Consider the following 1,860-nt stretch of genomic DNA (forward strand, 5'->3'; position numbering starts at 1 on the left):
CGAATTTCTCACAAGACTGGAAAAATAAGGGTCATAAACTGCCAAAATGTATATTGTCAAAGGATTCTAGCAGTTTGAAGCATGACCCCCAATAAAAACGATTGTATACCGGAACAGTTCATATTTGAACAAGAGAATTCATGTCCAGTTGTAGTAAATTTCAAGGGTGAGCCTGTAATATCTGATGCCGGGTTAACATTAATTGCGGAACTGGACAGAAAAAGAGAAATAACATCGCGGCTGGCAAGATGTTTCAAAGATTACCGACAGCCAAATAAAATTTTACATCCAGTTCATAGCTTAATTGCACAAAGAATATATGGCTTAATCATGGGCTATGAAGATATAAATGACCATGAAAATCTACGTCACGATCCGATATTTGCGCTCTGTGTGGGAAAAGTGGTGAATTCGTCACAAGAATCAATGACATTGGCGGGAAAAAGTACTTTAAATCGTCTGGAACATTGCCCAGAAAATGTATCTACAAGGTGGGATAGTCAATATCATCGTATTGAACATGATGCGTCAGCCATAGAAACACTCTTGGTTGAGCTATTTCTAGAATCTTATCAAAAACCACCAAGACAGATAATTTTGGATTTAGATGTTACTGATGATTTGGTACATGGTAATCAAGAAGAAACATTCTTCAATCCTTATTATAGAGGATATTGTTATGCTCCACTTTACATTTTCTGTGGTAAACATTTACTCGCAGCAAAACTTCGTGCATCTAATGTAGAACCAGCAGAAGGGGGAATAGAAGAATTACAACGAGTTATAAAAATAATCCGCTCACGATGGCAGAACGTAAAAATTATTATTCGAGGAGATAGCGCTTATTCCAGAGAAGAGATTATGGCATGGTGTGAATCTCAAACTGGAATTGACTATGTATTTGGACTCGCACCGAATAATCGTCTAATCCAGCTATCTCAATCAATAAAGTATCGTGCATCCCAAGAATTCGCGGCAAAGATTCAACCCATAGTCAAGTTTTTTGAAACCTTGTTTCCCTCATCACCAGATTTAAAAACCGACGCAGCAGCATTGGTTGATAACTCAATTTGGTATTGTTCTCTTGACTATCAAACTCTAGATAGTTGGAGTCGTAATCGTCGTGTTGTTGCCAAAGTTGAGTATAGCTATGAAGAAGTCGATACTCGCTTTGTAGTGACTTCACTCCCGATTAATAAAATTCCTCCTGGACGACTTTATACTCAAAAATATTGCCCACGAGGCAACATGGAGAATTGCTTAAAAGAACAAAAATTAGGGCTAAAAAGTGATAGAACTAGTACCCATACATTTGCCGGAAATCAATTACGTTTGTGGTTAGCATCTATTGCTTATGTCTTGATGAATGCTCTGCGAGAGCAATGTTTAGCAAAAACAGAACTGAAAAATGCAACTGTTGAGACTATCCGTACACAGTTACTGAAGCTAGGAGCTGTTATTACTATTAGTAAACGACGGGTTTTAATCGCAATTAGTAATGCTTGTCCTTATCAGGAGCTTTTTGCCACGGTTTATCAGTGTTTATCTCGAATACCAAGTCAATCGTTAATTATGACATCATATAATTCGTAATTCATCGCTATTTCTAATTTTTAATAAGTGATTTTTTTGGGGTTATTTTACTTGATTTAACTCATGAATTAGTATGTCAATTTTTATTATTAACAGTTTTCGGCTTCAGTATTAATCACTTCTAATGTATTTGATATATCCTTATATACTTCGGTTTTTACTTTGAGATACTTATCTCTGGAGGTATTTTGATAATGTATCAATTAAATTGTCGTCAATTTGGTTAACCTAAGCGTTTTTATCTCACTTGTGAGAAATCCGGGTTTA

Annotated in this window: 1 protein-coding gene; it reads left to right on the forward strand. The window is 35.9% G+C overall.

What is annotated here, in order from left to right; all coding sequences use genetic code 11:
- Positions 1-81: 81 nt before the first annotated feature.
- Entirely contained in the window at positions 82-1,593 is a 1,512-nt protein-coding gene (locus tag ACSQ6I_RS24660) for an IS1380 family transposase (protein WP_438892871.1), read from the forward strand.
- The last annotated feature ends 267 nt before the right edge of the window (positions 1,594-1,860 follow it).

Source organism: Anabaena sp. WFMT, assembly GCF_051781005.1.
Lineage (GTDB): Bacteria > Cyanobacteriota > Cyanobacteriia > Cyanobacteriales > Nostocaceae > Anabaena.